The sequence below is a fragment of the Peribacillus frigoritolerans genome, assembly GCF_001636405.1.
In the GTDB taxonomy this organism is placed as follows: domain Bacteria; phylum Bacillota; class Bacilli; order Bacillales; family DSM-1321; genus Peribacillus; species Peribacillus frigoritolerans.
In genome coordinates, this window is sequence record NZ_KV440950.1 from 2,781,131 (window position 1) to 2,792,278 (window position 11,148).

An 11,148-nucleotide genomic window follows, 5' to 3' on the forward strand; every position below is an offset into this window, starting at 1 on the left:
GGGCCTCTCAAGAAGAGGTCCATTTTTGTGAATTCTCTGTTTTCATTTCTGATAAGCAAATCCTTTGATATAAAGAATTTGCATGGTATCCTTAAAGGGATAAAAATTTAGTGAGGGTATGCTATGGAATTTACGCATGTTACATCGGTTTTGCTCGGCCTCGTCATCATTCTAAATATTTTATTTGCAACGATTGTCATATTTTTTGAAAGAAGGGAAGCAAGCACGACCTGGGCTTGGTTATTGGTTTTATATTTTTTGCCTGTAGTCGGTTTTATTTTATACCTGCTTTTTGGAACAAGTTTAAGGCACGCACACTTATTCCAATGGGAGGATAAGAAGAAGATCGGGATTGAAGAAATCATTGATAAACAGATGGAAGAGCTTTCAACGAATCATTTTCCTTTTCGTAATGCTTCTTCGAGTAATTATCGTGATTTGATTTATATGCATCTCCGAAACAATGATGCCGTACTTACTGAAGATAATCAAGTCGATATTTTTACGGAAGGGAAAAATAAGTTTGACCAGCTTTTTAAAGATATCGAAGCGGCCGAAAACCATATACATATACAATATTACATCATTCAAAGGGACGGCCTGGGTAAACGATTCATTGAAGCTTTGACTAAAAAAGCGAATGAAGGCGTTAAAGTTCGGCTGCTTTATGACGAACTGGGATCTAGAGGGATGACTAAACGTTTCTTCAGGGAATTTAGGCAGGCTGGAGGACGCGTGGAGGCATTCTTTCCATCCAAATTAAAATTTATAAATTTACGATTGAATTTCCGTAACCATCGAAAGCTCGTCATCATAGATGGAAAAGTAGGGTATGTTGGAGGCTTTAATGTTGGTGATGAATATTTAGGGCTTAATCCAAAATTCGGTTATTGGCGTGATACACACCTTCGTATAGAGGGTTCAGCTGTCAAAGCCATTCAAACTCGGTTTATCCTGGATTGGAATCAGGCATCAAAGCATCATGATATAACTTATCAGCCTCATTATTTCCCTATTGTAGAGACTCAAGGGAATATAGATTTGCAAATAGTGACAAGTGGGCCGGATTCTGAATGGGAACAAATTAAAAATGGCTATATTAAATTAATTTCATCAGCAAAGAAATCGATTCTCATTCAAACACCTTACTTCATACCGGATGCCAGTTTATTGGATGCACTCAGGATTGCCAGCTTATCAGGGGTGGATGTAAAAATCATGATTCCGAATAAACCTGATCATCTTTTTGTTTATTGGGCAACGACTTACAATGCAGGGCAGTTATTAAGAGCGGGTGCTAAAGTATACATCTATGATAACGGCTTTATTCATGCGAAGATGATCGTGGTGGACGAAGAGGTCTCCTCGGTGGGGACAGCTAACATTGATGTCCGTAGTTTTAAATTGAACTTTGAAGTCAATGCCTTCATTTATGATGAAGGAATGGCCGAAACACTGACCAGGATTTTTTATAAGGATGTCGAAGTATGCAGGCAGCTTACAATTGAAGAGTTTGAAAATCGTTCAAAGTGGATTCGTTTTAAAGAGTCCATTGCAAGGCTGGTATCACCAATATTATAATATTTTAAATAATCGAACCATTACTACATGGTCTGTTCAGACTGTAGACAAAATCGAAAAATCGAGTTTGCCTGCAGTTTTTTTTCCTTGAAAAATAGTACGGAGCTTGATTTCAGAAATCCATTCCCTTTCAGTTGTAGACCATTGTTATTCATTGAGTTGCAAAATCGTTGACTTCCTCTCCAGGCACTCGCTTTCCACTGCGGGGTCTCCCTAGGACGCGTTTTCCCGCAGGAGTCTCGCACACCCACTCCAATCAGCTTTGCTTTATTTTAGATGGAACTTCTTATGTCTCAAAGTCAAATAATTGAGGCTTCCTGCATTTTTAAAACAATACGGAGCTTTATTTCATAAAACAGTAGTCTTATCTTAAAAACACGGTTTGTGGTGAGACCATTCTGAACTCGATTTTGGTACAATAGTTTATATCCAGAAAAGGGGGAAAAGCCGTGAAAACGTTTATAATCACAGGAGCTTCAAAAGGTTTAGGTGCTGCCATCGCCAAAGGGTGTTTGCAGGCGAGTGATCATTGCATTTTAGTTTCCCGGACGGCCCATCCTGAAATGCAGCGGATGGCTGACCGTTCCGGGACGAAACTTACATTTATTTCGCTGGACTTGAATGAAACAGAAAAGTTACCTTCCTTAGTCAATGATGTTCTTGCTGCCGTCGATGAAACAAGTGACATTTATTTCATTAATAATGCAGGTGTCATTGAACCTATTAAGCCGGTAGGAAACCTTGGTATAGTAAATTTGGAAACGAGCATGCGGGTGAATTTCATGGCACCCATCGTATTGGCTGATGAATTCGTTAAACAGACAAAGGAATGGAACAGAAAGAAGGTATTGGTCAACATATCTTCAGGAGCAGCAAAAAATCCTTATCATGGCTGGGCAGCCTATTGCAGTACTAAGGCTGGGCTGGAAATGTTTACACGGGTTGCAGGGTTGGAACAGGATAAAACGTCTTTTCCTACGTCTCTCATTTCTTTTTCACCAGGTGTAATGGATACGGAGATGCAAGGGACAATCCGGTCAGCAGACGAACGGGACTTTGCCGATCGAGACAAATTTCATGAATATAAAGAGAAGGGCATATTAAGAAGCCCCGAATTTGTGGCAGATAAACTTTTGCAGCTGCTTGAAGCAGAAGATTTGGAGAATGGGAAGTTCTACGACATTAAGAATTTACTTTGATGCATAGGAGAACATGAAACGAAAAATCAATTGATGGCTTATAGCGCAGGGGGTGTCCCTTTGGACAGCCTCTTTTTTTTGTGATCCTTTATTCCATAAAAAAAACGAATCATCATTAGGAAATGTGATAATTCGTTCTATCCAATTACCTGAATAACATAAACTTTTTTGGAGGGAGTTTGGAGGGTTTTGAATGACGATCATTATTGTGAAAAAAGGTGACAGCCTTTGGGAAATTGCCTCGAAAAATAAAGTTGCCCCATCGAGGATAATTGAAGTCAACGGATTGGAATCAACAACTTTGGTTCCTGGTCTGGCATTGTATATACCTAATGAAAAAGCGGTGAATCGAAGGTATCTAATTAAAAGTCAGGATACCCTTACTAGAATCGGCAGTCGTTTTGGTACGAGTGCAGCGGCAATCAAGGAGGCAAACCCAGGAATCTCTGAAAACTCGCTAAAAGTCGGTACGGAAATATTGATACCGTCTCCTTACAAAAATCAATTGATTACGCTGGGTTTTGCCTTCCCGACTTCAGGTGGAGTCGTATTTGAAACACTTGAGCAGAATGGTGATAAATTATCCTATTTAGCCATCGTCGCTTATTCGTTTACAAGGGAAGGGCATGCGTACGTTGATGGAGATGATCTCCCGCTTATCGCGAAATGCGAACAGACAGGGGTGAAGCCGCTACTGATGATCCGAAACTTTCAAGATGGAGATTTCGATGCTGATTTGGCTGGTGATGTCCTTGCCAGTTCAGTATACAGAGCGAATTTAATCAATAGTATGCTGACTTTCGTTAGGCAGAAAGGCTATGGGGGTGTCAGCATGGACATCGAATTCATCCCACCTGCCAGGCGTTCCGATTATGTGCTTTTTTTAAAAGAATTAAAGGAGGGTTTGAACGAACTGATCCTGCATGTGAACGTACATGCAAAAACAGCGGATAATCCTGATAATCGAATTGTAGGCGGGCATGATTATCGGGGGATCGGAGAGGCAGCTGACCTTGTTGCCGTGATGACCATTGACTATGGGTATCCGACTGGACCGCCTGAACCCATTTCCCCACTTTGGTGGGTGGGAGAGGTTCTTCGTTATGCTTTGTTGAATATTCCTGAATATAAACTGCAGTCGGCATTTCCTATGTATGGATACGATTGGATAGTACCGAGCCACGAGACGAAAGCTTTATCAGCTCAAAATGCTCAAAACCTTGCCATTGCAACTGGTGCTGAAATAAATTTTGACACCTCAGCCGCTTCACCTTTCTATTCCTACAGAAGAGAGAATTCGAATCATGTCGTTTGGTTTGAAGATATACGATCGATAAGTGCAAAATATGAAATGATTGATGCATATGAACTGATAGGTGCAACTTATTGGCAGATTGGTTTGGAATTCCCGCAGAATTGGGAGTTTATAGATAATAATATTTGGATTATCAAATAGAATGAATGGGTGCAGGCGGTTTATATATTTACTTCCCTTGTTTGGTTGTACAGCTTTTAACAGAGGCAGGCCAATCATACCGAGAAAGATTTTAAAGAGAGGCAATTGTGTTAAACGGGTCTTGAAACGATAAAAAAGGAGCCATGGAAAACCAAGGCTCCTTTTTTTCGTGAATCGAAATCATCTAGGAAGATTAGATGACTTACTTGACGGCGATTGATCACATTGCTTCCCTTGTAAGTCGTTCCTTTTAAAAGTTGCATAAAGAAAGGCAAGGAATATCAGGGTGGAGGAAAATTGGAACGTTGTTTTGACACTGTATGTTTCCGTTATAAAACCTAATAGTAAGACAGAGCCGGCAAATGTAAGATTGATGACTGCTCCCCAAACGGCATGAATTTTTGCAAGCGTCTTTTCCGTAGCATGGTCTTGGAATAGCTTGGTATAGATCACTTCCCGGATTTGTTCCGGGAGCCCATACAGGCATGCCAGCAGCAAAGCTAATGCAGGAATACTGGTAGTTCCAAAAAGCAGGATCAGCAGTGCACTGAGAAATAGCCCGAAAGTGATGAAGAATCCAATATGTTTTTCTAGTAACTTGGCAAAACGGATGACGATCAATCCACTGAAAATCATGCCGACAAAGTAGCTTGTGTTAATGTACCCCCACCATTCCTCACCCAGTTGCAGGTTCTGTTCTACATATATATAGATAACGGCAGCCACCCACACGCTTGAAGCTAAAGTGGTTATGAAATCAATGGAAATGAGGGTACGGATAGCTGGGATGTGACGAATCGCAACCCATCCGGATTTAATCGAATCCCAGTTTGAAGGAGCGACAGGGTCCGTCGCTTGTTCAGGGACTTTGATTCTCCCTGTATAGATCGTTGAAACGGCATAAAGCATGACCGTAAGCCAAATGATGAAACTGCTGTTGGTACTTATCAATAAGACGGAACCTAGTGGCCATCCTGCTACAAATATGGTCTGGGTGATCACATTCAAGAAACCATTCGCTTTCATCCGCTCTTCTTTTGGAACTAATTGAGGAACCAAAGCTGCGCTAACCGGGGCAGCGATTCCGTCCAATAATGAAATCAAGGCAATGAAGAAAATGACAGCAACAGAAAAACCATGATCGAAACTTATTATAAAGATTCCTAGGCAAACGAGTAAGATCGTTTTCCACCATTGAGATTGAACGATGATTCTTTTTAAAGGAAACCTGTCGATGACAAGGGGGGCAAGTAAACTGCTGATGAACCGAAAAATCGTTGTAATGAACGGGAGCAAACTCAAATAGAAGGCAGACCCCGTCAAATTATATAATAGTGAAATCAACCCGACTACATAAAAAATATCCCCTAGATTTGCAAATGCCTGACCAATCCAAAGGCATCGAAACGATGTGTTTTTCATGAATACCATCCTTTACGAAAATAAGGTTCATGGATATTTAGAATGGTTATTTTTTTACACTGGATTCACTCCTAAATTCAATTGATTGCATGAGCCGGGTTGGCTTTTTTTATAAATGATTTTACCATAATATGAACGTGGGCGTTCTGAAATGCTTGCTCAATATGGAATATGGAATTATACTCCTTAATATATGTAAAAAAGGAGAAAAATTTGATGATTCGACGTTTTGCTTCATATTATCTGCCGCATAAGCGGTTATTCATTATTGATTTCTTCAGTGCAGTGGTCGTGGCTGTACTTGAGCTTGCATTTCCGCTAGCTGTTCAGTGGTTTATTGATACACTGCTGCCTGGCGACGATTGGTCTGCCATTGTTTCGGTAAGTGCCGGTTTGTTCCTGCTTTATATCATTAGTACCTTCTTACAGTTCATCGTAGGGTACTGGGGTCACAAATTGGGTATAAATATCGAGACTGATATGCGTGAGGAATTATTTGAGCATGTGCAGAAACAATCTTTTCGTTTTTTTGATAACACGAAAACCGGCCATGTCATGAGCCGCATAACCAATGATCTGTTCGATATTGGTGAACTTGCTCACCATGGTCCCGAAGATTTATTCATTGCCTTCATGACTTTTATAGGTGCATTTTGGATTATGTTGACAATCAACGTGAAACTGGCACTCGTATCGGTTTGTATTTTACCGTTTCTTGTGTTATTGATTGTCATAAGTAATTTAAAGATGAATAAAGCTTGGAAGAAAATGTATACAGAGGTTGCGGATGTAAATGCCCGTGTGGAAGATAGCGTCTCAGGAGTGAGGGTTGTACAATCCTTTACGAATGAAACATATGAAATGAAAAGATTTGCTACTAATAATCGCAGATTCCGTAAAGCGAAACTACTAGGTTATAAGGTTATGTCCTTTAGCTTATCAGGCATTTACATGATGACGAGGTTCATGACCCTTGCCGTATTGGTGATTGGAGCTTGGCTGACTTTTCATGGGCAGCTATCTTATGGGGAACTGGTTGCATTCGTCTTATATGTTAACGTATTATTTAAGCCGATTGACAAAATCAGTGCGTTGATGGAACTCTATCCAAAAGGGATGGCCGGCTTTAAGCGTTTTACGGAACTACTGGATGTCGCGCCTGATGTAGTGGATAAAAAGGATGCAATTGAGATGACCACCCTATTAGGGGATATTTCCTTTAAAGATGTTTCTTTTAACTATGAAGACAAAAAGCCGGTTTTAAAAGGAATTGATCTAACAATTAAAGCTGGTGAAACCATCGCTTTTGTCGGGCCTTCAGGAGCTGGGAAAACGACTATATGTTCATTGATTCCACGTTTTTATGATGTTAAGGCCGGTTCAATATCCATTGATGGAATTGATATTCGGGAAATGACGAAAAAGTCATTGCGCTCACAAATTGGCATAGTCCAGCAAGATGTATTCCTTTTCACAGGAACTGTAAAAGAGAACATTGCGTACGGAATGCTTGGAGCATCAGATGAACAAATTCAGGAAGCTGCAAGGAAAGCCCATTTGGAGACTTTCATTGAAGGACTTCCAGAAGGCTATGAAACTCAAATAGGTGAACGAGGCTTGAAATTATCGGGTGGACAAAAACAACGAATTGCAATAGCGAGGATGTTTTTGAAGAATCCGCCAATATTAATTCTCGATGAGGCAACCTCTGCACTCGATACGGAGACGGAAAGAATAATCCAGCAGGCTCTTACGGAACTAGCTGAAAACAGAACTACGTTAATCATCGCACACCGATTAGCAACCATTCGTAACGCTGACAAGATCGTGGTTGTTACGGAAGAAGGAATTGCAGAAGAAGGCGGTCACGATGACTTACTTAAGCAGGGGGGCATTTTTGCCAATCTGCATCAATTACAATTCCAAAAATGATAAAAAGCTATATGTCCCACGAGGACATATAGCTTTTTTAATAGAATGGAGTGCAATTCAATTCATAATGATTTCGTATAACCATAATGTCTAATTTTCAATAAGGAATCAAACATATTCCTATACATCTTAAGGAATAAAAGTCTTATGACAGATCTAGGTTGAGCTGGAATGGTGGCTTTTTAGTCGTTTATTCGTTCAAATTGAGGCGAAATCTAATAGGTTAGCCTATAACAATAGAATTGGCTGTGCATACAATAAGGGTAGACGGTGTGACCATAAACCAGAAAAGATTAAGGAGTGTAAATCGTGAAAGTAATGACTATTTTAGGGACTCGACCTGAAATTATCAGATTAAGTCTAATCATAAAGAAACTGGATCAATATGCCGATTCACATATTCTAGTGCACACTGGACAAAATTTCACCTCATCCTTAAGTGAAATATTCTTCCAACAGCTAAAGGTACGAACCCCTGATTATGTCTTGCTGAATCAACAGCAAACCCTCGGCGAACAGTTAGCAGCCATATTTAGTAAATTAGAGACCATTCTTTTAAATGAAAAGCCCGACAAAGTATTAGTGTTGGGGGATACAAACTCCGGACTCAGCTCAATCTTGGCAGAAAGAATGGGCATACCAGTCATTCATATGGAAGCAGGGAACCGTTGTTTTGATTTGGAAGTGCCTGAAGAAAAAAATCGTCGTATTATTGATGCTGTTTCAAGCTTTAATTTACCTTATACTCCTCAAAGTAAAGAGAATCTTTTGAATGAAGGTATCCCGAGTAAAAGAATATACTTATCGGGAAATCCAATTTACGAGGTCTTGAACCATTACGACAAGGAGATTGAGCAAAGTGTAATTTTGGATAAATTGAATCTGGATAAAGAGGATTATTTCCTCGTTACAGCCCATCGTGCTGAAAATGTTGACCATGAAGACCGATTGCTGGAAATTATGAAAGGCATTAATTTAGTTTCCGAAGCCTATCAAAAAAGAATCATATGCAGTTTACATCCCCGGACAAAATCACGTATTGAACTCAGTCCCAAATTAGAAGTGCATCCATTAATTGAATTTCATGAGCCATTTGGTTTCTTTGATTTCGTAAAGCTTGAAAAAAATGCATTTTGTGTGCTGACCGATAGTGGAACCGTCCAAGAGGAATGCTGTTTGTTCCATGTTCCGACCGTTACGATACGAAAAACAACGGAAAGGCCAGAAACCATTGAGTCGGGCAGCAATATTTTATCAGGAATTGACGCTAAACAAATCGTCAATTGTGTGAAGGTTATGGTTAACCAGCAAAAAGACTGGACTTTTCCAGTAGGCTACGACCATAAAAACGTTTCAGATAAAGTGCTAAAAATAATACTGGGAGGCCATGAAATTGATTAAGAATCGAACCATCTTGGTAACAGGCGGTACAGGCTCATGGGGATATGAATTGGTTAAGCAGCTATTGGATTTTGAACCGCGTGAAATACGGATTTTTTCAAGAAATGAGTGCAATCAATTTACAATGAAGCAAGAATTTGATAACAACCCGAAACTGCATTTCATAATCGGTGATGTAAAAGAGAAAGAAGTATTAATGGAAGCATGCCAAGGTGTTGATTATATTTTTCATTTGGCTGCATTAAAACATGTGCCTGTTTGTGAAGATCAACCTATCGAAGCTCTAAAGACGAACGTAATTGGAACACAGAATGTCATAGAAGCTGCCATAAGCTGTAATGTTCATTCAGTTGTGAACATTTCTACAGACAAAGCTTCAAATCCATCCAATTTTTATGGCCTTTCAAAGGCGATGGCAGAAAGATTGATTATCCATGCCAATACATTAAACACGAATACAAGATTCGTATGCATCCGAGGTGGGAATGTTTTAGGAACAAATGGAAGCGTCATCCATGTATTTAAAAAGCAGATTAAAGAAAAAGGGAAAATCGGCATAACCGACTTGAACATGACGAGATTCTTTTTAACCATTGAAGAAGCAATTAAATTGGTATTTAAGGCAACCTTTGAAAGCATTGGCGGAGAAATATTCGTAATGAAAATGCCATCCTGTAAAATTATTGATCTTGCTCAAGTATTGATTGATTCTTCTGATGTGGAAAATGTTGAAGTGGATATTCTAGGAATAAGACCAGGAGAAAAACTCCATGAGATCCTGCTTTCAGAATATGAAAGCACAACGACGATTGCCTATGACGATGAATATTATGTAATACTTCCAGCCATTCATATAGATGGTATAAAAGAACATTACTCTAAATACCAGCCGGTTAGTTTAGAAGACTATAATTCTGGCACAGGACTAATGGATAAAGCCCAGATTGAGGAAATGTTAAAGAAAGGGGGCTTCATTTAACATGAAGGTACTAGTCCTTGGTGGACAAGGGATGGCAGGTCATGTAATAAAGGAGTATTTCACACAGGACCCGAAGTATCGGGTGACCTATACGTCAAGGGATCCGAATGATAAAAAGAGTTTATATCTGGATGTAACCGATTTAACGAGTCTAGAGGAAATCATGGATAAAATTAAACCTGACATTACGATAAATTGTATCGGCATTTTAAATGATCATGCAAGTGATAATACGAAACTCGCTTTTCAGGTTAATAGTGTCTTTCCCCATCAGCTTGTTAAATTGACCGAACGCAATAATGGAAAATTGATTCATATCAGTACAGATTGTGTATTTTCAGGTGCAAAAGGTGATTATACTGAGGATGATGTCCCCGACAGTTATTCAATTTATGGCCAATCAAAACATTTGGGAGAAATCATTAGTGAAAAACATTTGACTATACGGACCTCCATAATAGGCCCGGAGCTAAAAGAAAATGGAATTGGTTTATTTCTTTGGTTCATGAAGCAAAAGGGAGAAATAAAAGGATACGAAAAAGTGTTATGGAATGGTGTAACGACTCTCGAACTGGCTAAGGCACTAGACACGATGATTCAAAAGAACATTACTGGGTTATATCATCTGGGTGCAGATGAAAAGATTTCTAAAGCGGCTTTATTGAAATTGATTTCTGAAATCTTTGAAAAAAATGATGTGGAAATCATTCCGGATTCAAATATAGTTCTGGATCGAACCATAAAGAATAAAAGGTCCGATTTTAAATACCAAGTTCCAACTTATGAAAAGATGTTAGTAGATTTAAGAGAGTGGATGAAATCAAGTAACAAACGGACCAACTGGTTAATTTAAGATTAACCAACTTTATAAGACTGAAAAGGCTTAACCGGAAGAACCGAATCACAAAATAAATAATGTCGAGAATCTTTTGTTTTATTATCATTGGCGGCTTTCTTTTAGGATGAAAGCCTGAAACTCAACCAATATTAATGGTCGTTAAAAAATCTTATGACCATTAGTATATTACATATATTAATTATCAAGTGAATCAATAAATTACCTTACTTTAGGATGGATTAAATTAAAAGTGTATTCATCGTTCCGGGGGAACTTAGAAATACAGGTAAGAAAGATAATTACGAGAATAACAACATCGGGATAATTAAATATCGAATAA

At 39.1% G+C, this 11,148-nt stretch carries 8 protein-coding genes; 7 read left to right on the forward strand and 1 reads right to left on the reverse strand.

The genetic code is table 11. The features are described 5' to 3' along the window. Positions 1 to 123: 123 nt before the first annotated feature. The 3 genes from cls to A6755_RS13525 all read left to right on the forward strand — a co-directional run bounded on the left by cls (position 124) and on the right by A6755_RS13525 (position 4,236). On the forward strand, positions 124 to 1,581 hold the full coding sequence (gene cls, locus A6755_RS13515; protein ID WP_063590943.1) for a cardiolipin synthase: 1,458 nt from the start codon (positions 124 to 126) through the stop codon (positions 1,579 to 1,581). A 449-nt stretch (positions 1,582 to 2,030) separates the two neighbouring features. After that, a complete protein-coding gene (locus tag A6755_RS13520) occupies positions 2,031 to 2,780 on the forward strand; it encodes a (S)-benzoin forming benzil reductase (RefSeq protein WP_063590944.1) in 750 nt (249 codons plus the stop codon). Between the two features lie 193 nt (positions 2,781 to 2,973). After that, entirely contained in the window at positions 2,974 to 4,236 is a 1,263-nt protein-coding gene (locus A6755_RS13525) for a glycoside hydrolase family 18 protein (protein ID WP_063590945.1), read from the forward strand. Positions 4,237 to 4,416: 180 nt separating this feature from the next. Here A6755_RS13525 and A6755_RS13530 read toward each other — a convergent pair whose 3' ends face one another. Continuing rightward, the gene (locus A6755_RS13530; protein ID WP_063590946.1) at positions 4,417 to 5,658 is read right to left on the reverse strand and encodes an MFS transporter; all 1,242 of its coding nucleotides are present in this window, start codon (positions 5,656 to 5,658) and stop codon (positions 4,417 to 4,419) included. 216 nt (positions 5,659 to 5,874) lie between these two features. On the opposite strand from A6755_RS13530, the gene A6755_RS13535 reads away from it, so the two are divergent. The 4 genes from A6755_RS13535 (at position 5,875) to A6755_RS13550 (ending at position 10,823) form a co-directional block, all read left to right on the forward strand. Next, positions 5,875 to 7,590, forward strand: coding sequence for an ABC transporter ATP-binding protein (locus A6755_RS13535; protein ID WP_063590947.1), 1,716 nt, complete (start codon positions 5,875 to 5,877; stop codon positions 7,588 to 7,590). Between the two features lie 309 nt (positions 7,591 to 7,899). Beyond that, the gene (gene wecB / locus A6755_RS13540) at positions 7,900 to 8,991 is read left to right on the forward strand and encodes a non-hydrolyzing UDP-N-acetylglucosamine 2-epimerase (protein WP_063590948.1); all 1,092 of its coding nucleotides are present in this window, start codon (positions 7,900 to 7,902) and stop codon (positions 8,989 to 8,991) included. Further along, the gene (locus tag A6755_RS13545) at positions 8,984 to 9,970 is read left to right on the forward strand and encodes a polysaccharide biosynthesis protein (protein WP_063590949.1); all 987 of its coding nucleotides are present in this window, start codon (positions 8,984 to 8,986) and stop codon (positions 9,968 to 9,970) included. The genes wecB and A6755_RS13545 overlap by 8 nt, the downstream gene beginning before the upstream one ends. 1 nt (position 9,971) lies before the next feature. Then, a complete protein-coding gene (locus A6755_RS13550) occupies positions 9,972 to 10,823 on the forward strand; it encodes a dTDP-4-dehydrorhamnose reductase family protein (protein ID WP_063590950.1) in 852 nt (283 codons plus the stop codon). Positions 10,824 to 11,148: the final 325 nt, after the last annotated feature.